18 protein-coding genes and 3 tRNA genes are annotated in these 20,534 nt (G+C 72.7%); 11 read left to right on the plus strand and 10 right to left on the minus strand.

All coding sequences use genetic code 11. From position 1 onward, the window contains the following. Positions 1-101: 101 nt before the first annotated feature. Positions 102-512: a ribonuclease gene (locus P3T37_RS05380; RefSeq protein WP_280722243.1), complete on the plus strand. Its 411-nt coding sequence runs from the start codon at positions 102-104 to the stop codon at positions 510-512. Positions 513-527: 15 nt separating this feature from the next. Here P3T37_RS05380 and P3T37_RS05385 read toward each other — a convergent pair whose 3' ends face one another. After that, the gene (locus P3T37_RS05385; RefSeq protein ID WP_280722244.1) at positions 528-1,514 is read right to left on the minus strand and encodes a hypothetical protein; all 987 of its coding nucleotides are present in this window, start codon (positions 1,512-1,514) and stop codon (positions 528-530) included. A 102-nt stretch (positions 1,515-1,616) separates the two neighbouring features. Here P3T37_RS05385 and P3T37_RS05390 point away from each other — a divergent pair, with 102 nt between their 5' ends. Next, positions 1,617-2,843: an ADP-ribosylglycohydrolase family protein gene (locus P3T37_RS05390; RefSeq protein ID WP_348533212.1), complete on the plus strand. Its 1,227-nt coding sequence runs from the start codon at positions 1,617-1,619 to the stop codon at positions 2,841-2,843. A 1-nt stretch (position 2,844) separates the two neighbouring features. On the opposite strand, the gene P3T37_RS05395 is transcribed toward P3T37_RS05390, so the two are convergent. Next, the gene (locus P3T37_RS05395) at positions 2,845-3,588 is read right to left on the minus strand and encodes a GNAT family N-acetyltransferase (RefSeq protein WP_280722245.1); all 744 of its coding nucleotides are present in this window, start codon (positions 3,586-3,588) and stop codon (positions 2,845-2,847) included. A gap of 697 nt (positions 3,589-4,285) precedes the next feature. Between P3T37_RS05395 and P3T37_RS05400 the strand changes: the two genes are divergently transcribed. Both P3T37_RS05400 and P3T37_RS05405 read left to right on the plus strand, forming a co-directional pair. After that, complete coding sequence (locus tag P3T37_RS05400) at positions 4,286-5,242, plus strand: PAC2 family protein (protein ID WP_280722246.1); 957 nt, start codon at positions 4,286-4,288, stop codon at positions 5,240-5,242. Between the two features lie 30 nt (positions 5,243-5,272). Then, positions 5,273-6,214: an SGNH/GDSL hydrolase family protein gene (locus tag P3T37_RS05405; RefSeq protein WP_280722247.1), complete on the plus strand. Its 942-nt coding sequence runs from the start codon at positions 5,273-5,275 to the stop codon at positions 6,212-6,214. On the opposite strand, the gene P3T37_RS05410 is transcribed toward P3T37_RS05405, so the two are convergent. The 3 genes from P3T37_RS05410 to P3T37_RS05420 form a co-directional block, all read right to left on the minus strand. After that, positions 6,211-6,882: a spermidine synthase gene (locus P3T37_RS05410; RefSeq protein ID WP_280722475.1), complete on the minus strand. Its 672-nt coding sequence runs from the start codon at positions 6,880-6,882 to the stop codon at positions 6,211-6,213. The two genes, P3T37_RS05405 and P3T37_RS05410, sit on opposite strands and share 4 nt — an antisense overlap. Before the next feature lie 62 nt (positions 6,883-6,944). Beyond that, positions 6,945-8,267: an MFS transporter gene (locus P3T37_RS05415; protein ID WP_280722248.1), complete on the minus strand. Its 1,323-nt coding sequence runs from the start codon at positions 8,265-8,267 to the stop codon at positions 6,945-6,947. Further along, complete coding sequence (locus P3T37_RS05420) at positions 8,264-8,881, minus strand: helix-turn-helix domain-containing protein (protein WP_280722249.1); 618 nt, start codon at positions 8,879-8,881, stop codon at positions 8,264-8,266. The genes P3T37_RS05415 and P3T37_RS05420 overlap by 4 nt, the downstream gene beginning before the upstream one ends. Positions 8,882-9,005: 124 nt before the next feature. Between P3T37_RS05420 and P3T37_RS05425 the strand changes: the two genes are divergently transcribed. The 3 genes from P3T37_RS05425 to P3T37_RS05435 all read left to right on the plus strand — a co-directional run bounded on the left by P3T37_RS05425 (position 9,006) and on the right by P3T37_RS05435 (position 13,463). After that, positions 9,006-10,313 (plus strand): deoxyguanosinetriphosphate triphosphohydrolase, encoded by a 1,308-nt coding sequence (locus P3T37_RS05425; protein ID WP_280722250.1) that lies wholly within the window; start codon positions 9,006-9,008, stop codon positions 10,311-10,313. A gap of 9 nt (positions 10,314-10,322) precedes the next feature. Beyond that, positions 10,323-12,230 carry a DNA primase gene (dnaG, locus tag P3T37_RS05430; RefSeq protein WP_280722251.1) on the plus strand — a complete coding sequence of 636 codons (1,908 nt, stop codon included), beginning with the start codon at positions 10,323-10,325 and terminating at the stop codon, positions 12,228-12,230. A 138-nt stretch (positions 12,231-12,368) separates the two neighbouring features. Beyond that, entirely contained in the window at positions 12,369-13,463 is a 1,095-nt protein-coding gene (locus P3T37_RS05435) for an RNA polymerase sigma factor (RefSeq protein WP_280722476.1), read from the plus strand. Positions 13,464-13,467: 4 nt separating this feature from the next. Here the strand turns inward: P3T37_RS05435 and P3T37_RS05440 are convergent, their stop codons facing one another. The 3 genes from P3T37_RS05440 to P3T37_RS05450 all read right to left on the minus strand — a co-directional run bounded on the left by P3T37_RS05440 (position 13,468) and on the right by P3T37_RS05450 (position 16,721). Then, entirely contained in the window at positions 13,468-14,874 is a 1,407-nt protein-coding gene (locus P3T37_RS05440) for a glutamate decarboxylase (protein WP_280722252.1), read from the minus strand. A gap of 36 nt (positions 14,875-14,910) precedes the next feature. Further along, a complete protein-coding gene (locus P3T37_RS05445) occupies positions 14,911-16,347 on the minus strand; it encodes an FGGY family carbohydrate kinase (RefSeq protein ID WP_280722253.1) in 1,437 nt (478 codons plus the stop codon). 80 nt (positions 16,348-16,427) lie between these two features. Continuing rightward, entirely contained in the window at positions 16,428-16,721 is a 294-nt protein-coding gene (locus tag P3T37_RS05450; RefSeq protein WP_280722254.1) for a hypothetical protein, read from the minus strand. Between the two features lie 303 nt (positions 16,722-17,024). Between P3T37_RS05450 and P3T37_RS05455 the strand changes: the two genes are divergently transcribed. Next, positions 17,025-17,097 (plus strand) — tRNA-Asn (locus P3T37_RS05455). A gap of 51 nt (positions 17,098-17,148) precedes the next feature. Then, a tRNA-Asn gene (locus P3T37_RS05460) sits at positions 17,149-17,221 on the plus strand. Positions 17,222-17,282: 61 nt separating this feature from the next. On the opposite strand, the gene P3T37_RS05465 is transcribed toward P3T37_RS05460, so the two are convergent. Both P3T37_RS05465 and P3T37_RS05470 read right to left on the minus strand, forming a co-directional pair. After that, complete coding sequence (locus P3T37_RS05465; protein ID WP_280722255.1) at positions 17,283-18,062, minus strand: hypothetical protein; 780 nt, start codon at positions 18,060-18,062, stop codon at positions 17,283-17,285. A gap of 111 nt (positions 18,063-18,173) precedes the next feature. Next, the gene (locus P3T37_RS05470) at positions 18,174-19,046 is read right to left on the minus strand and encodes a hypothetical protein (protein ID WP_280722256.1); all 873 of its coding nucleotides are present in this window, start codon (positions 19,044-19,046) and stop codon (positions 18,174-18,176) included. Positions 19,047-19,313: 267 nt separating this feature from the next. On the opposite strand from P3T37_RS05470, the gene P3T37_RS05475 reads away from it, so the two are divergent. Both P3T37_RS05475 and P3T37_RS05480 read left to right on the plus strand, forming a co-directional pair. Then, positions 19,314-19,387 (plus strand) — tRNA-Ile (locus P3T37_RS05475). Between the two features lie 125 nt (positions 19,388-19,512). Then, positions 19,513-20,448, plus strand: coding sequence for a tyrosine-type recombinase/integrase (locus P3T37_RS05480; protein ID WP_280722257.1), 936 nt, complete (start codon positions 19,513-19,515; stop codon positions 20,446-20,448). Positions 20,449-20,534: the final 86 nt, after the last annotated feature.

A 20,534-nucleotide genomic window follows, 5' to 3' on the forward strand; every position in this document is an offset into this window, starting at 1 on the left:
CAGGAGAACCGCCGTACGTACAGCGGCCGGGGCGGAACGGACAATGGCGTCCGTCCGCCCCGGCGGCATGTCCGCAGGTACTGCGCTGGCAAGCTGGTCCCATGATCAGCCGCACCCGTCCGACCACCAGCGCCGTCCTGCTGGCCCTCGTCGTCGCGGCGGCCGTCGCCTACGCGCTGATCGGCCGTCACCATCCCGTCGCCACTACCTCTGCGCGCGCTACTGCCTCGTCCGCGCAGGTCTGCCAGAGCAAGCTGCCGAGCCAGGCCAAGGACACCCTCGCGCTGATCGCCAAGGGCGGCCCGTACCCGTACCGCTCGGACGGCATCGTCTTCGACAACCGCGAGGGCCGGCTCCCCAAGCAGCGCAGCGGCTACTACCACGAGTTCACCGTGGTCACCCCGGGCTCCGGCGATCGCGGCACCCGGCGGGTGGTCACCGGCGGCACGGGCGAGGAGTACTGGACGGACGACCACTACAGCACCTTCCAGGGCATCGACGCGCACTGCTGACGACCGGGCGCCCGTTCAGCGGGCCCGCTGCCAGGTGATCCGGCGGTGCGGTCCGTGCGGTCCGGTGGAGAGCAGGGTGCGCAGCTCCTGGAGCAGCGGACCGGGGTCGGTGCGCAGCTGGGCCGGGGTGGCGCGGACCATCGGGAGCCGGGCGGCCTGCAGCCGGTTGCCCCGGCTCAGCGTCCGCTCGTAGTCGGTCGGCCGCAGGTGCCAGGCCCGCGAGTCGATCTCCAGTGCCACGCAGGAGTCCGGCCAGTAGGCGTCCGGGATCGCCAGGAAGTGGCCGTCCAGCATCAGCACCGGGTTCCACAGCGGTTCGGGCAGCCCGCCGGCGCGCAGCAGCTCGCGCGCCTCGCTCTCGGCGATCGAGTACGCCCCCGCCGTCAGCTCGTCCGCGACCTGCTGGACGTGCGGTAGCGAGGCGGTGGCCGAGGAGCCGCCGAGCAGCTTGCCGAGCAGGTCGGCGCGCTCGCAGTGCCGCCCCTGCACCGCCTCCGCGCAGAGCGCGCGGAAGTTGCGACCACTCGTCAGGTGCGGTGCCAGGTCGGCCAGCGCGCGGCTCACCCCGACGCTCCACAGGCCGTCGTCCCGCTCGAACCCGGCCGGCATCCCGGCCGAGCGGTGCACCCGGACGAAGTCCCTGCTGGCGACCCGCCGCCCGGCCGGGATCAGCACGTCGATCACGTCCAGGTCGGCGGGGTGCCCGGCGCTGGCCAGCCCGGCGTCGGCCAGCACCGCGAGACCGGTGAGCAGGACGGCCCCGGGACGCGGGCGCTGCCCCTTCGCCGCGGCGTAGCTGAGCGCGGCGCGCAGCCGCTGATGGGCGGTCAGCCGGCCGCTCTGCAGGCAGATCACCCGGGGCAGCACCCGTTGCCAGGGTCCGCCGGGCCGCAGTCGGTGCGCGATGGTGCCGGACGGCACCCCGTGCTCGATCAGTTGGGCGCGGGTGACGATGTGCTGCTGGTCGGCGCCGAGCAGTCGGACGGAATCGATGGCGGTCATGGGTGAGGAGTGCCCGATGGAACGGTAGGTATGCGAAAGATCCCTCGGAGGTGGCTAACACACGCGGACGTTGACTTGCCATCAGCCCTAGGATGGGCCGCGATGACCAGTCCTCAACTCGACTCCCTGCACGGTCTGCGTGTGGGAGACGCCCTCGGCGCACAGTTCTTCGTCCCCGGTACGGTCTTCGGCATCGATCCACCGGCCCCCTGGCCCTGGACGGACGACACCGAGATGGCCTGCTCGGTCCACGCGGCCCTCACCGAACGCGACACCGGCCGCATCGACCTCGACATCGACACCTTCGACCTCACCCACGCCTTCGCCCGCCGGCACGACTTCGACCGCGGCTACGGGCCCGCGGCCAACCGCATGCTCCGGCTGATCCGGGAGGGCGGCGACGCCCGCGCGCTGGCCGCCGGGCTCTTCGACGGCCAGGGCTCGTACGGCAACGGCGCCGCGATGCGGGTGGCGCCGCTCGGCGCGGCGTTCGCCGCCGACCCGGCCGCCGCGGTCCGTCCGGCGACCGACTCCGCCCTGATCACCCACACCCACCCGCAGGCGGTGGACGGCGCCGTCGCGGTCGCGGTGGCGGCGGCCTACGCCGTACGGGCCCGGACCGCGCCCGTGGCCCCCGCCGACTTCCTGGCCGCCGTCCGGGCGCTGACCCCGCGCGGGGCGCTGCACGAGGCGCTCGGCGAGGCCCGCGCGCTGCTCGGTGAGCCGGACCCGGTGGCGGCCGCGCGGATCCTGGGCAACGGCAGCCGGGTGAGCGCGCTCGACACCGTGCCGTTCGCGCTCTGGTGCGCGGCGCGGTCGCTGGACGACTACCGGGGTGCGGTGCTGGCGGCGATCCGGGCCGGCGGCGACGTCGACACCACGGCGGCGATCGTCGGCGGCGTGGTCGCCGCCCGGACCGGCACGGCGGGGATCCCGGGCGCCTGGCTGGCCGCCGCCGAGGCGCTGCCGGACTGGGCGCTGCCCAGGGCCGGCACGGTCGCGGGCCCGCCGGAGGGCGGGCAGCCGATGCTGCTGCCGCGCCGCCACCCCGTCCCGCCGGAGCTGCGCTGGAGCGACCGGGAGTGGCAGCGGCTGCGCCGCGGCCTCACCGGTCGCTGGGCGAGCCACAGTCGCGAGGGCACCCTGCACCTGTACCGCGCGCGGACCGGCTACGAGATCCTCTCGGTCGCGGTGGCCCCGGTCCGCGACGGGAGTTGGCGTCCGGTCGAGGTGCTGGTGGAGACCCACCCCGCGCGCTTCGCCGGCGCGCAGGACGAGGGGTTCCTCGCAGCCCTGCTGCGCCGGATGCCGGGGTGTCCCACCGGCTGACTCAGGCCGGGATCAGCGAACCGGCGTGTCTGACACACTCCTGGTCGAGTTCGCGCCCGACGCCCCGGGAGAGCCTGCGCTCGGGCGCGCTCGGGGCGATCGCGGCGGCGATCCGCAGCTCGATGATGTCCCGCACCGCGGGCCACTCCTCGGCCAGGATCGAGTAGAACGCGGTGCTGCGGACCACCCCGTCCAGCCCCCGGCTGTGCGCCCGGCGGACGCCCTCGCTGGTCGCGCCGAGCCGCTCGATGGCCGCGCGCGAGCGCAGGTTGCGGGCGTCGGCACGCAGCGAGATCCGCTGCACGCCCCAGGTCTCGAAGGCGTGGCGGAGCATCAGCAGCTTGGCCTCGGTGTTGATCCCGGTGCCCTGGGCGTGCGGGGACAGCCAGGTGCGGCCGATCTCGGCGGCGTCCGGGGTCGCGGTCGCCGGGTCGCCGCTGGGCCCCTGCGGCAGCGGCGGCCAGACCACCGGGCCCTGCCAGTAGTCCAGTTCCAGGAACCGGGTGGACCCGACCACCAGGCCGTCCGAGGCCCGCACGGTGGCGAAGACCTGGGAGCGCCCGGCCGCCTGGTCGGCCTGCGCGGTCGCGATGAACTCCCGCGCGCCTTCCAGTCCCTGCGGGACGGCGGTGAAGGCGTACGTCGTGCGGTCCTCAGCGGCGGCGCGGGCCAGGGCCTCGGCGTGCTGCTCGGTGAGGGGCTCCAGCCGAACGGTACGGCCGGTGAGGGTAACGGGAACTGGCACGGAACCTTCGGTCCTTCGGCGGTCGGAGGATCCCTCGCGCCTGGGGTGCCGGCGGTCGGGAAGGACAAGTCGCCCCGCCTACGGGAGTCGTCCGCCGCGTCCCGCGTACGCCGGAGCATCGGCTGTACGAGGGGAGGGGCGGCCCGGAGGCGGGCAGCACGGTGCCGGAGCGGACACGGTTCGCATGGACCGGTCCGGCGGGGAAGTGCGAGGGGACAGTGTGTGTCCGCGAATGGCCGAGGAAGGAACGAGAGCGCGAAGGGAAGCAGGCGGCCAGGTGAAGGCAAGGTGCGGGAGTCATGACTGGCCGTACACGTTCGGGACGTGGCCCACGGCGTGACAGACGACGTGGCGACGACGCGACGATGCGAGGCAGCGAGAGGACGATACCTGCCTTGGCCCCGTGCGTCACTTCGCGGCGCGCCATTGGGGGCGCGAGAGCGGCGCCGGCCCGCCGCGCTCTCCGCCAAGGGGCCTCTGAGCAGGCAAAATCCGATGCCCGGGGGCGTGGGGGGTGAGATGATTTCTCCGTTGCCCGAAGGGGCAACCCGCGCCTGCGCGGCGAAGACGGCGGACCCGGGCGGGAATGCCGACGAGCTGCCGCACGCTGGAGGGGGAGGGGCCGGTGGCGTGCAGTAGCGTCGCGGCTCCGCAGACAGGCTGGCGATGGATCGACGAGAAACGGGTTGGGTGCGCGGTGCGCGATCTCGAGGCGCTGTACGAGCTTGAGCCGCAGGGCGTGGCGGCGGTGACCGCCGCGAACTCGGCCGTGTCGCAGGACCACGGCGGGCCGGACGGCGGACTGGTGCTGCTCTACCACTTCGACGGCTTCATGGACGCCGGCGAGGCGGGCAGCCAGGTGGTGGCCCACCTGCTGGAGGAGGGCAGCCCGGTGGTGGTGGCCCGGTTCGACCACGACCGCCTGGTGGACTACCGCGCCCGGCGCCCCTCGATGACCTTCGACCGCGAGAGCTGGACGTCCTACGAGCCGCCGGAGATCCTCCTTCAGCTGGTGCAGGACGCAGCCGGCGCGCCCTTCCTGGTGCTGAGCGGCCCCGAGCCGGACGTCGAGTGGGAGGCGTTCGCCGGCGCGATCCGCCAGTTGGTGGAGAAGTTCGGGGTCCGCCTCTCGGTGGACTTCCACGGCATCCCGATGGGCGTCCCGCACACCCGCCCGGTCGGCCTCACCCCGCACGGCAACCGGCTCGAACTGGCCGCCGGCTACCCGCAGTGGTTCGAGCAGGCGCAGGTCCCCGGCAGTGCCCAGGCACTGGTGGAGTACCGCCTCGGCGAGTCGGGCCACGACGTGCTGGGGTTCGCCGTGCACGTGCCTCACTACGTAGCCCGGTCGCCCTACCCGGCGGCTGCCGTGCTGATCCTGGAGGCCACCCAGGCGGCCACCGGCCTGGTGCTGCCCGGCCACCTGCTGCGCGAGCGGGTCGGCGAGGTCTACGCGGACATCGAGGAGCAACTGGCCCAGGGCGACGGCGAGCTGCGCTCGGCGATCCGCAGCATGGAGGGCCAGTACGACGCGGTAGCCGGCGCGGAGAGCCGGGAGAGCCTGCTCGCCGAGACCACCGAACTGCCCTCGGCGGACGAGTTGGGCCGGCGCTTCGAGGAGTTCCTGGCCGAGCACGAGCGCGGCGCGGAGTAGCTGCGCCGTGCAACCCGGGGGAGGGCGAGAGTGATCGGCCGAGTGGGTACCGCGTGGTGGCTGGGGGCCGCCCTGCTGCTGGCGGGCTGCTCGGCCGGGCGGACGGCCCCGGGCCTCCCGCACCCCTCCCCGAAGCCGCCCACGGGCCCGTACGTGGCCCTCGGCGACTCGTACACCGCAGGCCTTCAGCTGGAACCGGCGGCGTCCGGCGGCCCCAAGGGCTGCGGGCGCTCCGGGGTGAACTACCCGTCGCTGGTCGCGCGCGACCTGGGCATCGCCGCCGCGGACTTCACCGACGTCAGCTGCTCCGGCGCGACCACGGCCGACCTGACCGCCGCGCAGCAGGTGGCCGGCGGTGCGAACCCGGCCCAGCTGGACGCGCTGAACAGTCGTACCAGGCTGGTGACGCTCGGTATCGGCGGCAACGACGCGGACTTCACCAAGGTGGTCACCCAGTGCGCCGAGCAGGGCCTGCCCCAGGCGCTGCTGGCCGCCCTGGACCGCAAGGAGGCGCAGGGCTCGCCCTGCCGTGCCTCCTACACCGCCGCCGACGGCCAGGACCGGCTGACCGCGCTGCTGGACACCGTCGGGGACCGGTTGGCCGGGGTGCTCCAGGAGGTCCGGCGGCGGGCCCCGCAGGCCAGGGTCTACCTGGTCGGCTACCCGGCCCTGCTGCCCGCCGATCCGGCCGGCTGCCGGGCGGTGCTGGGCAGCGCGATGGTGCCGGGTGACCTGGGCTTCATCGCCGAGAAGGAGCAGCAGCTGAACACCGTGCTGGCCGACCGGGCCAAGGCCGCCGGGGTGGGCTTCGTGGACACCTACAAACCCTCCGCCGGCCACGACATGTGCGCCGGCCAGGCGACCCGCTGGGTCGAACCGCCCTTCCCGGCCGCCGGCCGCGCACCGCTGCACCCGAACGCGGCGGGTCAGCAGGCGATGGCGAACGCGGTGGCCGCGGCGATCCGCGGCTAAGCCATGGTGGCCAGGTGGACGATGTCCGGGGCGCCGCGCGGGACGGGGATCTCCAGCGTCCACACCCGGGAGAAGCCGGCGTCGCGCAGCCGTTCCTCGAAGACGGTCGAAGGCTGGGCGCTCCAGACGGCCAGCACGCCGCCGGGCGCGAGCCGCCGCCGCAGCAGGGCCAGGCCCGCGCCTGCGTAGAGTCCGGCGTTGGAGCCGGTGACGAGCCAGTCGGGGCCGTTGTCGATGTCGAGGCAGAGCGCGTCGTAGTGGTCGGTGCTGCTCGCCAGGTGGTCCAGCAGGTCGGCCTCGACCACCGCCACCCGCGGATCGCCGAGGGCGCTCGCCGAGAACCGGTTCAGCGGGCCGCTGCGGTGCCAGTCGATGACGGCGGGCTCCCGCTCGATCACCACGATCCTGCCCCAGCGCGGATCCGCGGCGGCCTCCGCGAGGGAGAACCCGACTCCGAGCCCGCCGATCAGGACGGACGGCTCGCAGACCGGCTCCGGCAGCGCTTCGAGCGCGGCGTTGATCAGGCGGCGCTCCGAGCGGCCGTCCGAGGTGTCCATCAGGAAGCACCCGTTGGCGATGATCTCGAACAGCCCGTCCCGCTCCCGCAGGACCACTTCGCCGTAGGGACCCTCCCGGCGGTCCACGGTGACGGCCTGACCGTCCGTCATGGGCAGCTGTGACACACCGAACCCCCTCTGAGATTGCCGTACCCGCCCGATGATATCGAGGGTCAGCAGGCAGCCGCGGCGCGGATCGCCGCGTCGGCGGACCCGCTGCCGGCCACCGGCATGGTGAGCGTGGTCGGCAGGTCGCGCAGCCCGCGCACCGGGGAGAAGCAGAGGATCACGGCGGCCAGCGGCACCGCCGCGGTGGCCAGCCACATCGCGGTGCGCAGGCCCAGCAGCGCGGCCAGCGAGCCGCCCGTCAGCGCGCCCAGCGGGATGGTGCCGTAGGTGAGGAACGAGGTCCCGGCGGTGATCCGGCCGAGCAGTTCGGCGGGGCAGTAGCGCTGCTGGAAGGTCGACCGGAGTACGTTGCCGGCCACCACTCCGGCCGAGACCGCGAATCCGCCGGCCAGGAAGCAGAGCACCCCGGCGCCGCCGGTGGTGAGCGGGATCAGCAGCACCGGTACGGGCACGACCAGCACGAAGATCAGCAGCGCGCGAGCCGTTCCGATCGCCGCGCCGACCCGGCGGGCGACCAGCGCGCCCACCACCCCGCCGGTGCTCGCCAGGCCGATCAGGAGGCCGATCGCGCTCTCCGGGAGGTCGGCCTGCTGGACCAGGAAGACCACCAGGATCGACTGGTAGGCCGTCAGCGCCAGGTTGGATCCCGCGCCGTAGAGGGCGAAGCCGCGCAGCCAGCGGTCCCGGGCCACCTGGCGCAGGCCCTCGCCGACCTCGCTCAGCAGGCTCTTCCCGCGCTGCTGCGCGCGGTCGCGGACGGGCTCGCGGTGCTTGATCCCGGCGGTGCAGAGCAGCGAGATCAGGAAGGTCACGCTGTTCGCCAGCAGGCTGTCCACCGCGCCGAAGACCTGCGCGATGGTGCCGCCGGAGCCCAGTCCGACGATCTGCGCGGCCGAGGCGCTGCCCTGGAGCTTTGCGTTGCCCTCGGCCCGGTCCGCCTCGGCCACCAGGCCGGGCAGGTAGGCGGTGTAGGCGGTCTGGAAGAAGACCGCGCAGGTGCCGGCACCGAGCGCGACGGCCAGCAGCTGGGCGAAGCCGAGCACGCCGAACGCGGCGGCGACCGGAACGGTCAGGAAGAGCAGCAGCGAGCCCGCGGCGGCGGCCATCATGACGGTGCGCCGGCGCATCCGGTCCACCCAGGCGCCGACCGGCAGTCCGATCAGCAGCCAGGGCAGCCAGCTCGCCATGGTCAGCAGGCTGACCTGGAAGGCCCCGGCGTGCAGGGTGGTGGCGGCGATCAGCGGTAAGCCGAGGCCGGTGACCGAGGAACCGAACTTGCCGGCCACCTCGCCGGTCCAGAGCAGTCGGAAGTCGCGGTTGCGGCGCAGCAGTCCGGGGCGGCGGGGGGAGTGGAGGTCGATCGTCATGACGCTGCGGTGTCCTTCGGCTTGGCGAGCAGTGACTGGAGCTGGATGAGGACCGGGCGGGCGGCCGGGTCGACGGGCGCGTCGGGATCGGGGAGGTGGCGCTCGATCACCGCGAGCAGTTCGGCGTTGAGGGCGCGGAGCTGGTCGGGGGTCATCCGCGCCCCGCTCCAGTCGGAGAGCGTTCCGGCGCCCACCCAGGGGCCCTGCGGCGCGACCGACAGCGCCTCCGCGGCCCGCCGGAACTGCCGTTCCAGGTACTGCTGGTGGTAGACGGAGAGGGCCTGGCCGGTCTGCGGGTCGGAGCGCATCCCGGCGGTGTCGAGCACCTGCTTCTCGCGCACCGCCCGCCACCAGCGCTCGCGCTTGGTGCCGCGGCCCACCTCCTCCTCGATGTAGCCGTGCTCGGCGAGGTGGCGCAGGTGCCAGCTGATCGTGCCGGTGCTCTCGCCGAGGGTCTCGGAGAGCCGGGCGGAGGTGGCCGGGCCGTCGTCGCCGAGCTGCTCCAGGATCCGCATCCGCAGCGGGTGGGCCAGCGCGCGCAGGCTGCGGGCGTCGATCGATCGGGTCGGGCGGGCGGCCGCGGCCCGGTCGTTGCCCTCGGTGCTCTCGTTCATGAGGGGAACACTATCGTGCAGAGAGTTCTCTGCATAGGTATCTCTGCAAAGAACTCTCTGCATCATTTCCCGTCGCCGCGCCGCGCCAGCGAGCTGTCGCAGCAGCGGCGTACGGTGGCGGTATATGGATGACACCTCGTATCTGAGCGCCCCGAACCCGAGTGACCCCAGCCACGCCGAAGCCCGCTGGGTGCCCGAGCCCGACAAGCGGCCCGGCCGGACGGCGTTCCAGCGCGACCGTGCGCGCGTCCTGCACTCCGCCGCCCTGCGCCGACTGGCCGGGACGACCCAGGTGGTCGCCCCGATGCGCAGCGACTTCCCCCGCACCCGGCTCACCCACTCGCTCGAATGCGCCCAGGTCGGGCGGGAGTTGGGCGCCGTCCTGGGCTGCGACCCGGATCTCGTGGAGACCGCCTGCCTGGCCCACGACATCGGCCACCCGCCGTTCGGCCACACCGGCGAGGAGGCGCTCGACCAGGCCGCCGAGGGCTGCGGCGGCTTCGAGGGCAACGCCCAGTCGCTGCGCATCCTCACCAGGCTGGAGCCCAAGCGCTTCGCGCCGCTCGACGAGGCCCCCGCCAGGCTGGCCCCCTGGCCCGGCCGCAGCGTCGGCCTCAACCTCACCCGGGCCGCCCTGGACGCCGCGACCAAGTACCCGTGGGCCCGCGGCGACCACCCGGTGGACCCGGCATCCTCCAAGTTCGGCGTCTACGCGGACGACCTGCCGGTCTTCCGCTGGCTGCGCTCCGGCACGCCGCAGGACCGCAAGTGCTTCGAGGCGACGGTGATGGACTGGTCGGACGACGTCGCCTACTCCACCCACGACGTCGAGGACGGCTTGCAGGCCGGCCACATCGCCCCCGCAGCGCTGCGCAGCGGCGGCGAGCGCTCCGAGCTCTTCAAGGTCGCCGAACGCTACGCGCCGGACGCCGAGCCGGAGGAGTTCGGCGAGGCACTGGACCGGTTGCAGGCCCAGGAGTGGTGGCCGCGCGGCTACGACGGCTCGGCCCGCTCGCGCGCCGGACTGAAGGACCTCACCAGCCAGCTGATCGGCCGGTTCTGCCTGGCCGCCGAGCAGGCCACCCGGGAGCGCTACGGCCCCGGCCGGCTGACCCGCTACGAGGCCGAGCTGGTGGTCCCGCGCGGCGTCCGGCTGGAGTGCGCGGTGCTCAAGGCGGTTGCCGTCCGGTACGTCATGCAGCGCGACGAGCAGGCCCAGCTGCGCTCCCGGCAGCGGATCGTGATCGCCGAGCTGGCCGAGGTGCTCACCCGGCGGGCCCCCGAGGGGCTGGACCCGGTCTTCGCCGCGCTCTACGAGGACGCCCCCGACGACCGGGCGGCGCTGCGCGCGGTGATCGACCAGATCGCCACCCTGACCGACGCCTCGGCCCTGGCCCTGCACGCCCGGCTGACCGCTGCGCCGAACCCGTAGACTTCCACAGTGGCCGGGCGGATCAGGGACGAAGATGTACAGGCAGTGCGAGACGCGCTGCCCATTGACGTGGTGGTCGGCGACTACGTCCAGCTGACGAGCGGCGGCGGGGGAGAGCTCAAGGGCGTCTGCCCGTTCCACGACGAGAAGTCCGCCTCCTTCTACGTCAATCCGAGCAAGGGCTTCTTCCACTGCTTCGGCTGTCAGGAGAGCGGTGACACGATCACCTTCCTGATGAAGATCGAGCACTTCTCGTTCGCCGAGGCCGTCGAGCGGATGGCGACCACCGCCAACATCACGCTGCGCTACGAGGAGGGCGGCTACAGCCAGCGCCACCAGCCGGGCGAGCGGACCAGGCTGGTCGAGGCGCACAAGGTGGCCTCGGCCTGGTACCAGGAGCAGCTGAACTCGCCAGAGGCCGAGCTCGGCCGGGCCTTCCTGACCGAGCGCGGCTTCGACGCGGAGGCCGCCGCGCACTTCGGCGTCGGCTACGCGCCGGCCGGCTGGGAGCACCTGGTGCGCTACCTGCGCGGCAAGGGGTTCAGCGACAAGGAGATCCTGCTCGGCGGCCTGGCCTCTCAGGGCCAGCGCGGCGGGCTGATCGACCGCTTCCGCGGCCGGCTGGTCTGGCCGATCCGGGACACCGCCGGCGAGGTGGTCGGCTTCGGCGCGCGCCGGCTGCGCGAGGACGACAACGGTCCGAAGTACCTGAACACCCCCGAGACGCCGATCTACAAGAAGTCCCAGGTCCTCTACGGCATCGACCTGGCCAAGAAGGAGATCGCCAAGAGCGGCCGGGCCGTGGTGGTCGAGGGCTACACCGATGTGATGGCCTGCCACCTGGCGGGCGTGACCAGCGCGGTGGCCACCTGCGGCACGGCCTTCGCCGAGGACCACATCAAGATCATCCGCCGGCTGCTGATGGACACCTCGCAGTACCGCGGCGAGACCGTCTTCACCTTCGACGGCGACGCGGCCGGCCAGAAGGCCGCGCTGCGCGCCTTCGAGGACGACCAGAAGTTCGCCGGCCGCACCTCCATCGCGATCACCCCCGGCGGCATGGACCCGTGCGAACTGCGGCTCGCGCAGGGCGACGAGGCGGTCCGCGAGCTGATCGCCAACCCCGTCCCGCTCTTCGAGTTCGCGCTGCGCTCGGCGGTCGCCCGGCACCGGGTGGACGCCGCCGAGGGGCGGGCGGCGGCGCTCGAAGAGGCCGCGCCGATCGTCGCCAAGATCAAGGACCCGTCCATCCGGCACGAGTACGCCGTCCAACTCGCGGGCCTGCTGGGCATCCTGGACGAGCAGTTCGTGGTGCGCCGGATCGGCCAGATCGCCCGCTGGCAGCGCGAGGCCCCGGCGACGGGCCGCGGGCAGACCCTGCGCCGCCCCGAGCCGCAGCAGCAGGCACCCGCGCCGCAGCGCCCGGCCTTCCGCCTCAACCCGCAGGACACCGGCCAGTTCGTCGAGCGCGAACTGCTCAAACTCGCCGTCCAGTACCCGGACCTGGTGAGCCCGGCGTTCGACCAGTACGCCGAGGAGGAGTTCCCCACCCCGCCGTACGCGGCGGTCCGGCGGGCGGTCGGCAAGGCCGGCGGCACGGTCCACGGCTCCGGCCGGCAGGACTTCGTCACGACCGTCCTGGACGTCTGTGAGAACGACCAGGTCCGGTCGCTGGTCACCGAGTTGACCGTCGAGCCGATCCGCACCCGGCGCAAGCCGGACGAGATCTACGCGGGCGAGTTCCTGGTGAAGCTGCGCCGGGCCTCCGTGCAGCGCCGGATCGACGAGGTCCGCGCGCAGCTCCAACGGCTCGGAAACCGCCCGGACGCGGGCGAGTTGACGGCCGTGCAGCAGGAGCTCTGGGCCCTCCAGCAGTACGACGCCAACCTGCGCACCCGAGGCGCCGCAGGGCTGTAAGAGGGTCCGCGAAGGCTTTCTCCGCCAGAAAATCACCGCACGACTCTCGGCTGACGACTGTGGCGTACCCCACACTGAGGGTGTCTCAGTCCGTACAGGTCGGGCCGCGCGGCCCGCGGAGGGGTGGGTCCCTTGGAGATCGCCGCCGCCCAGGACGCCGAAGCCGAGGGCGAAGCGGTCGAGATACCGGACGACGAGTCCGATCCCGGCCTCAGAGCCGAGTCCGAGCCCGAGCCCGGCTTCGGCGGCACGGTCGAGTACGAGGCCGAGGCCGTCGACCCGGAGGAGGACGCCGCGGGCCCGCTGCTGAGCGAACCGCCGGGCCCGGCTGCCGACCTGTTCCGCCAGTACCTGCGCGAGATCGGCCGGATCCGGCTGCTCACCGCGGCCGAGGAGGTCGAGCTGGCCCGCCAGGTGGAGGCCGGCCTGTTCGCCGAGGAGCACTTACACACCCACGGCCTGCCCGAGGGCCCGCTGGCCGACGACCTGGACCATCTGGTGGTGCTCGGCCGGATCGCCAAGCGCCGCCTGATCGAGGCCAATCTGCGCCTGGTGGTCTCGGTGGCCAAGCGCTACGTCGGCCGCGGGCTGACCATGCTCGACCTGGTCCAGGAGGGCAATCTCGGGCTGATCAGGGCGGTCGAGAAGTTCGACTACGCCCGCGGCTACAAGTTCTCCACCTACGCGACCTGGTGGATCCGCCAGGCGATGAGCCGGGCGCTGGCCGACCAGGCCCGCACCATCCGGGTGCCGGTCCACGTGGTCGAGCTGATCAACCGGGTGCTGCGGGTGCAGCGCCGGATGCTCCAGGACACCGGCACCGAGCCCACCGCTGCCGAGGTCGGCCAGGCCCTGGAGCTCACCGAGATCCGGGTGCGGGAGATCCTGCGGCTGGCCCAGGAGCCGGTCTCGCTGCACACCCCGATCGGCGAGGAGGACGACGTCGCCCTCGGCGACCTGATCGAGGACGCCGACGCGGCCTCGCCGGTGGAGAGCGCGGCCTTCCTGCTGCTGCGTGAGCACCTGGAGGCCGTCCTCTCCACCCTCGGCGAGCGCGAGCGCAAGGTGGTCGAACTGCGCTACGGCCTCACCGACGGCCGCCCGCGCACCCTGGAGGAGATCGGCGCGCTGTTCGGGGTGACCCGCGAGCGGATCCGCCAGATCGAGTCCAAGACCCTGGGCAAGCTGCGCGGCCACGCCTTCGCCGAGCAGCTGCGCGGCTACCTGGACTGAGGCTTCAGTGGTGGAAGGCCGTGCGGGGGGCCACGCCGTGCTCCTGCAGTGGGCCGGGCTGCTGCAGGAGCTCGGGCAGGACCCGGGTCAGGTCGGTGAGCAGCAGGTCGGCCAGGTCCTTGGTGAAGCCGTTGCGGCAGACCACGCGCAGCACCGACAGGTCGGTCCGGTTCTCGGGGAAGCTGTAGGCGGGCACCTGCCAGCCGCGTTCGCGCAGCCGCCGCGACACGTCGTAGACGTCGAAGGCGGTGACGTGGTCGGCCACCGTGAAGGCGAAGACCGGCAGTTGGTCGCCGCGGGTGAGCAGCCGGAAGCAGCCGAGCTTCTCGATGCCGGCCGCCAGGTGCTGCGCCGTCTCCCGACAGGACTGCTGCACCGCGCGGAAGCCCTCGTGGCCCAGCCGCAGGAACGTGAAGTACTGGGCGACCACCTCCGAGCCGGGGCGGGAGAAGTTCAGCGCGAAGGTCGGCATGTCGCCGCCCAGGTAGTTGACCTTGAAGACCAGCTCCTCGGGCAGCGCCTGCTTGTTCCGCCAGAGCGCCCAGCCGACGCCGGGGTAGACCAGGCCGTACTTGTGCCCGGAGGTGTTGATCGAGGCGACCCGCGGCAGCCGGAAGTCCCAGACCAGCTCGGGGTCCAGGAACGGCGCGACCATGCCGCCGGAGGCGCCGTCCACGTGCACCGGGATGTCCAGGCCGGTGCTGTGCTGGAAGGCGTCCAGGGCGGCGCAGATCTCCTGGACCGGCTCGTAGGAGCCGTCGAAGGTGGAGCCCATGATGCCCACCACGCCGATGGTGTTCTCGTCGCAGAGGGCGACCGCCTGCTCGGCGCCGAGGTGGAACCGCTCGCCCTCCATCGGCGCGGTCCTGGCCTCCACCTCCCAGAAGGTGCAGAACTTCTCCCAGCAGACCTGGACGTTGACGCCCATCACCAGGTTCGGCCGGGCTCCGGCGTCGTAGCGTGCCTGGTTGGCGCGCATCCAGCGGCGCTTGAGGGCCAGTCCGGCCAGCATGCAGGCCTCGCTGGAGCCGGTGGTGGAGCAGCCGATCGCCTCGTCCGGCTCCGGCGCGTTCCACAGGTCGGCGAGGATCGCCACGCAGCGCCGCTCCAGCTCGGCGGTCTGCGGGTACTCGTCCTTGTCGATCATGTTCTTGTCGAGGCACTCCGCCATCAGCACCTTCGCCTGGACCTCCATCGAAGTGGTGACGAAGGTGGCCAGGTTGAGCATGGCGTTGCCGTCCAGCATCAGCTCGTCGTGGATCAGCTGATAGGCGGTCTGCGGTGGGATCGGCCCGGCCGGCAGCCGGTGCTTGGGCGGGGCCAGCCGCATCGCTCCCAGTGGATCGGCCTCCCCCAGAAACGCGTTGACGGTCAGTCGGTGGTCCCCGCCCTTGCCGCGATGCAGTGCCATCTCGGGATCGCCCTCTCGCTAGGTGACCCGTCCAAGCTAGTCGCGCTCGGCGATCTCCGGGTGGACCTGGTCGCGGACCACGCCGTACTGCTGGCGGACGGCGTTGCCGAAGGGCTGGTCCGGGTCCGGCTCGATGACGGTGACGTCCGGCAGCTCCCACTGCGGCGGCTCGGCGGTGCCGGCCAGCGCCCAGGCGGCCTGCCGGGCCGCGCCGCGCGCCGCGTAGTCGCCCGGGGGCGGTATCACCACGGTCGCGTTGAACACCAGCGGCGCGATCTCGCGGACCGCGGGCAGCCGGCCGACCGCGCCCAGCAGGATCACCCGGCGGACCGCCACGCCCTTGGCGCGCAGCGTGTCCAGCGCGTCCGCGATGTTGCACAGCATGCCCTCGACGGCGGCCCGCGCGAGGTGCTCGGGCGTCATCGACTCGGCCCGAAGGCCCGTCAGGCTGCCTGCCGCGTGCGGCAGTTTCGGGGTCCGCTCGCCGTCCAGGTACGGCAGCAGCACCACGCCGTACGCGCCCGGGGTGGAGCGCAGCGCCAGCTCGCTCAGGCCCTCCAGGTCGCGTCCCAGCAGGTGCGCGGTGGCGCGCAGCACGCCGGCCGCGTTGAGCGTGCCGACCATCGGCAGGTGGTAGCCGGTCGCGTCGGCGAACGAGGAGACCGTGCCGCTCGGGTCCACCACCGGCTGGTCGTGCAGCGCGAAGATGGTGCCGGAGGAGCCGAGCGAGACGACGGCGTCGCCGGGGCCCAGGCCCAGGCCCAGCGCGGCGGCCATGTTGTCGCCGGTGCCGGCCGAGATCAGCAGGCCCTCGGGGGTGTGCCCGGCGGGCTCGTTGGGGCCGAGCACCTCGGGCAGCCGCATCAGCTCGTGGCCGAGTGCCAGCTTGACCAGGTCCTGCCGGTACTCGCCGGTGATCGGGGACCAGTAGCCGGTTCCGGAGGCGTCGCCGCGGTCCGTGGTGCGCCGCTGCGGGTGGCCCAGCAGCTGCCAGACCAGCCAGTCGTGCGGCAGCAGCACCTCGGCGATCCGGCGCGCGTGGGCCGGCTCGAACTCGGCCAGCCAGCGCAGCTTGGCGATGGTGTACGTGGCGGCCGGGACGGCCCCGATCGCCTCCGTCCAGGCGGCCGGGCCGCCGAGCGCGCTCACCAGCGCGGCGGCCGCGCCGGAGGATCGCGGGTCGGTCCAGAGCAGGGCCGGACGCACCAGGACGCCGCCCGCGTCCAGCCCGATCATGCTGTGCTGCTGAGCGGATACCCCGATCGCCCGGACGCCCTCCAGCAGGCCGCCGGCGGCCGCGTCGCCCAGCGAGTGCAGCCACGACTGCGGGTCGGCCTCGGTGGACCTGGCCTCGGAGGCCTCGGACGCCGGATGGGGGGCCTTGCCGGAGCGGAGGACGGCGCCGGTGTCCGCGTCGCACGCGACGATCCGGGTGCGAAGGGTCGAGCTGTCGATGCCCGCAACGATGGCCATGATGGAGATCATGCCTCAGCCGGAGGCCCTCCTGTTGCCGCTCGCGGCAAGTGTTGCCCACTCGGTACCGCGTACTGCGGTTAGGGACGAACAGTGCCCCAGCTGTCGTCCTCGTCCTGTCGGCGGTTGAAGCAGGAGACCCGGTCGGTGAGGGCGTTCGGCAGGCGGTCGCCGACCCGGTCGGTCACCGCGCCCGCCGCCTTGCCGGCCGCCGCTCCGGCCGAGCGCTTGGCCCGCTCGGTGGCGTCCTGGACCCTCGGGTGCTCCGAGATCCGGCGTGCTGTCGTGGCGATCTGCTCGTAGCGCTGCCGGCCGGCCCTGGCCCCCAGGACGTAGCCCGCCGCGACCCCCACGACGAACGTCAGCTTCCACATGTTCGGCCTCCACCCTCTCGCGCGGCGCTTGCCGCGGTGCCCTACCCGTCCCGGCCGCCGGCGAACCGCCCAACCGGTCGGCGTGTCCCTCCACAGCATCCCCGGCGGGCGACCGAGCCGCCCGCCGGGCGCGCCGAGCGAAGCAGGCGTGGGGCCCCGGCGGAGGGTCCGAGGTGCGCTGTTCGGAAAGCGATTGGCGGACCACCCCCCTGAGTGCGCTAATGTATGTCCCGCAGCGAACGCCGAGGCCCGGGAGACCGGGAACGTCCGGGAGACCGGGAACGACCGAGGCCGCCAGCTCAATCCCGCATAGCTCAATTGGCAGAGCAGCCGACTGTTAATCGGCAGGTTATTGGTTCGAGTCCAATTGCGGGAGCCCAACGTGGTGCCCGGTCCCAACCGACCGGGGCCCACGATGGATGAGCGGTCCCGCATAGCTCAATTGGCAGAGCAGCCGACTGTTAATCGGCAGGTTATTGGTTCGAGTCCAATTGCGGGAGCACACAGAACGCCCCCCGGTTCGCTGGGGGGCGTTCGGCGTTTCACGCTCCGGACGGGCGGTCAGCCGATCGCCTGGTGGTAGAGGGCGGACACCCGGTCGTCGAAGCTGACGCTGTACGAGATGTCCGGGCTGTCGCCGCCCGCCTGGTAGCCGCCGATCACCCCGACCAGGGTGCCAAGGCCGCTCTGCGGGTCGATGTCGGTCAGCCAGGGGCTGCCGCTGGTGCCGTCCGAGAAGTCGCCGCAGTCGAAGCGCTCCTGGGTGGAGCTGCGGGCGACGGTCCGGGTGGTGCAGGTGATCGGCTGCTCGCGGCTGAACGGGTAGCCGGTGACGGTCACCGGCAGGTCGAAGCCGAGGTTGAGCCCCAGCTTGTTGCCGCCCAGGACGTCCTCGATCTGCTGGCCGTCCAGTGGGGCGACGCTCAGGAAGGCCACGTCGTAGTCCGGGTCCTCGCTGTCCTGCCAGTGCGGGTCGACGGTGATCCGGTCGACCGTCCAGCCGCCGTGCGGGGCGTAGCCGTCGTGGTAGCCGGGCACGAAGGTCAGGCCGTCCAGCTGGCCTGCGGAGTGACTGAAGACACAGTGCGCCGCGGTGGCCAGCAGATTGCGGCCGGGGCTGTCGACGACGCTGGCGGTGCAGACCCGGGTGCCGTTCTGGGCGGGCAGGGTGAGCACGCCGATCCGGCTGGCGCCCGCGTTCTGCGGGGCCGTGCTCGCGCTCAGCGCGGGTCGCTCGGCGCCGTCCGTCTCCGAGCTGCACGCCGCGAGCGGCAGCGCCGCCGCCAGCGCGGTGGCCAGCGCCGCAGCGCGCCTGACGTACCCGTACCCCCGCCGGGCCATTCGCCGCCACCTCTCGGTCATCGTTCGACGCCGGGTGCGTCGCAGCAATGATCTACCAGGTGCGGGCCGTCCGGCGCCAGATCGATGATACGGATGATGGGCCGGTCGGTCTCAGTTGGTCGCCCGGTCGTAGAGGGCCTGGACCCCGCTGCCGAAGTAGCTGCTGTACGAGACGTCCGGGGTGTTCCCGCCCTGCTGGTAGCCGCCGATCACGCCGACCACGGTGCCGGTTCGGGTGGTCGGGTCGAAGCCGGTCACCCAGGGGCTGCCGCTGGTGCCGCCGGTGTAGTCGGGGCAGTTGATCCGCAGCTGGGTGGGACTCTGCTGGCTGGTCTGGTTCATGCAGCTGATCGGCACGTCGCTGCTGCTCGGGTAGCCGGTCAGCCGTACGTCGAGCTGGTACCCCTTGCCGATGCCGAGCCGGTTCGCGCCCAGCACCTGCTGCACCTGCTTGCCGCCCTGCGGCTGGACCACGGCGAACGCGACGTCCAGATCGGGGTTGCCGTGATCGGCCCAGCTCTGGTCGACGGTGATCGCGGCCAGCGGCCAGACCCCGCTGGGCGTCTCGCCGCCGCGGTAGCCGGGCACGAAGACCAGGTCGTTGCGCTGGCCCACGCCGGGGTCGTAGACGCAGTGGGCGGCGGTCACGATCAGGTTCTGCCCGGCGCTGTCGACCACGCTGGCGGTGCAGAAGTGGTCGCCGGACGCGCTGCTCGTGAAGACCGCGCCGACCAGGCCGTTCAGGATCGTCGGGGGGGCTGTCCGGGTGGTGCCCTTGTGCTTGTCGAAGGCCCGCAGGAAGCGCTCGCGGGACCACTTCGAGGCGGCGGTTGCCGTGCCGGCGGCGCTGGGGGCGGTGCTGCTGGGCGTCGGCGTCAGGAACAGCGCCCTGCTCGGCTGAGCGGGGGAGGAGCCGCAGGCCTGGGCCGCCAAGCCGATCGCCAGCGCGGCGGCGCCGCCCAGCGCTCTGCGACGCACCGTCATCCGACTCCCTCCAGCGCCCGTTGCTCCGCACAGCTTCACCCGGACACCGGCGCCCTGCCACCGGGATCCCGCCAGTCGGACGGACGGAGGGCGGACGGAGGACGGAAGGAGGACGACACCCGCGGGCAGGCCCGGGGAACGCACTCGTGGTGCGGCCCCGGCGCGCACCACGGCTGATCGACCGGATATGCTGCCCGAGGCGGCCTTGCGGGGCCGCTGTGCTGCGATGGACGGCCACGGTGGTGGCCGGTGCCAACGCGGTGAGTCGGGGCGGTAGCTCAGCCGGTTAGAGCAGGGGACTCATAATCCCTGGGTCGTGGGTTCGAGTCCCACCCGCCCCACTTCGAAGGCCCTGATCAGGTGGAATTTACCAGGTGTCACGGCTCGGTCACAAAGCAACGCGCCGCACAGCGCTCCACCAGCGGAGTAGCCTGGAGGGCAGAAAACTCTCCCTGGCGGGCGCACCATGGTCAACATCCTCGCTCCTGCCGCCCCGGCTGACCTCGACCCCGGCGACATCCGCATCCTCCTCCCCGACTTCCGGCGGCACCTGCGTGCCCGGAACAAGGCCCCCAGCACGATCGCGTCGTACGTGACGATCGGGGAGACGTTCGCCGCCTACCTCACCAGTACCGGGATGCCGCTCCACGCCGACGCGATCGCACGTGAGCACATCGAGAGTTACCTCGTCAGCATCGCGGATCGCGGCCTCGCCCCGGCCACAGTGGCGAAGCACTACCGGTCACTACAGCAGCTCTTCAAGTGGCTGACGGACGAGGGCGAGGCGCCCCACGATCCGTTCGAGCGCATGCGGCCCCCGGCCGTGCCTGAGCAGCCCGTGCCGATTTTCAGCGACGCCGAGTTGAGGACGCTGCTGGCCGCATGCAAGAGCCGCGACTTCGCCGCGGTGCGGGACACCGCGATCATCAGACTGCTGGACGACACCGGGATCCGAGCTGCCGAGCTGGTGGGCCTTGCAGAGGATGATGTGGACTTTGAGCAGGACGTAGTCCACGTGCTGGGTAAGGGGAGGCGCGGCCGCGCAGTCCCGTTCGGCACGAAGGCCGGCGACGCCCTAGCCCTGTACCGACGTGCCCGACGGCGGCACCCGCACGCGAGCGCTGACGCTTTCTGGCTGGGGAGGCTAGGGCCGCTGACGGACAGTGGGCTCCGGCAGATCCTCGAACGGCGCGGCCTGGCTGCCGGGGTTGCCGACGTACACCCGCACAGGTTCCGGCACACGGCGGCGCACGTCTGGCTCGCGAGTGGCGGAGAGGAGCAAGACCTTATGCGGCTGATGGGTTGGCGCACCCGCGAGATGGTCGGCAGGTACGCCGCCAGCGCCGCCGACGAGCGCGCCCGCGACGCACACCGTCGTCGCGCTCTGGGGGACCGGTTGTGATGACGGATCTTGTTCGGGCTATTTGCCATAGTTGTGGGCGCCAACTCGCAAGTCGCCACCTCTGGACCCTCTATTTAGCTTCGCAG

The sequence above is a fragment of the Kitasatospora sp. MAA4 genome (assembly GCF_029893355.1).
In the GTDB taxonomy this organism is placed as follows: Bacteria; Actinomycetota; Actinomycetes; order Streptomycetales; family Streptomycetaceae; genus Kitasatospora.

Excerpts from the sequence above, each read along its gene's own strand:
- P3T37_RS05380 (WP_280722243.1), top strand. The coding sequence starts at position 102 with ATGATCAGCCGCACCCGTCCGACCACCAGCGCCGTCCTGCTGGCCCTC.
- P3T37_RS05385 (WP_280722244.1), bottom strand. The coding sequence starts at position 1,514 with ATGACCGCCATCGATTCCGTCCGACTGCTCGGCGCCGACCAGCAGCAC.
- P3T37_RS05390 (WP_348533212.1), top strand. The coding sequence starts at position 1,617 with ATGACCAGTCCTCAACTCGACTCCCTGCACGGTCTGCGTGTGGGAGAC.
- P3T37_RS05410 (WP_280722475.1), bottom strand. The coding sequence starts at position 6,882 with ATGACGGACGGTCAGGCCGTCACCGTGGACCGCCGGGAGGGTCCCTAC.
- P3T37_RS05415 (WP_280722248.1), bottom strand. The coding sequence starts at position 8,267 with ATGACGATCGACCTCCACTCCCCCCGCCGCCCCGGACTGCTGCGCCGC.
- P3T37_RS05420 (WP_280722249.1), bottom strand. The coding sequence starts at position 8,881 with ATGAACGAGAGCACCGAGGGCAACGACCGGGCCGCGGCCGCCCGCCCG.
- P3T37_RS05425 (WP_280722250.1), top strand. The coding sequence starts at position 9,006 with ATGGATGACACCTCGTATCTGAGCGCCCCGAACCCGAGTGACCCCAGC.
- P3T37_RS05440 (WP_280722252.1), bottom strand. The coding sequence starts at position 14,874 with ATGGCACTGCATCGCGGCAAGGGCGGGGACCACCGACTGACCGTCAAC.
- P3T37_RS05445 (WP_280722253.1), bottom strand. The coding sequence starts at position 16,347 with ATGGCCATCGTTGCGGGCATCGACAGCTCGACCCTTCGCACCCGGATC.
- P3T37_RS05450 (WP_280722254.1), bottom strand. The coding sequence starts at position 16,721 with ATGTGGAAGCTGACGTTCGTCGTGGGGGTCGCGGCGGGCTACGTCCTG.
- P3T37_RS05465 (WP_280722255.1), bottom strand. The coding sequence starts at position 18,062 with ATGGCCCGGCGGGGGTACGGGTACGTCAGGCGCGCTGCGGCGCTGGCC.
- P3T37_RS05470 (WP_280722256.1), bottom strand. The coding sequence starts at position 19,046 with ATGACGGTGCGTCGCAGAGCGCTGGGCGGCGCCGCCGCGCTGGCGATC.
- P3T37_RS05480 (WP_280722257.1), top strand. The coding sequence starts at position 19,513 with ATGGTCAACATCCTCGCTCCTGCCGCCCCGGCTGACCTCGACCCCGGC.